The sequence below is a fragment of the Bradyrhizobium sp. CCBAU 45394 genome, assembly GCF_028128655.1.
In the GTDB taxonomy this organism is placed as follows: Bacteria; Pseudomonadota; Alphaproteobacteria; order Rhizobiales; family Xanthobacteraceae; genus Bradyrhizobium; species Bradyrhizobium diazoefficiens.
In genome coordinates this window covers 1,348-1,649 of the sequence record NZ_LBIX01000002.1, presented here as the reverse complement: position 1 = coordinate 1,649, position 302 = coordinate 1,348, and the positions used below count along the sequence as shown (strand labels likewise).

Genomic DNA, 302 nt, shown 5'->3' with positions numbered 1-302 from the left:
TTGGCGCTGAACGATTGAGCATCGTCATCCAAAAAATGCGCCAGCTCACAATGCAGAATACCGAGATCAGATTCGTCAATCGCTGAGCAGTCCGCAGTTGCGAGTCCTCTGCCCTACATCCGGATTTGAGTATCTTGTGGAAGACCTCGATCTTCCATCGCAGGGAATACCATTCGAGTTTCTCGATCGCATCCCCGCGCGATTGCACCGGAAGATCGGTCAGGAGTTTCCATTCAATCTTCTTTCTGTTCTTTGGCGCTCCTCTTTCGTCAGCGTGGATCACTGTCAAAGTCAAAGCTGGA

At 50.7% G+C, this 302-nt stretch carries 1 protein-coding gene; it reads right to left on the bottom strand.

Annotation, left to right across the window (positions count from 1 at the left end):
- A partial coding sequence (locus WN73_RS00815; RefSeq protein WP_271551010.1) for a transposase occupies nucleotides 1-283 on the bottom strand: 283 nt, incomplete at its 3' end.
- Between the last annotated feature and the right edge of the window lie 19 nt (nucleotides 284-302).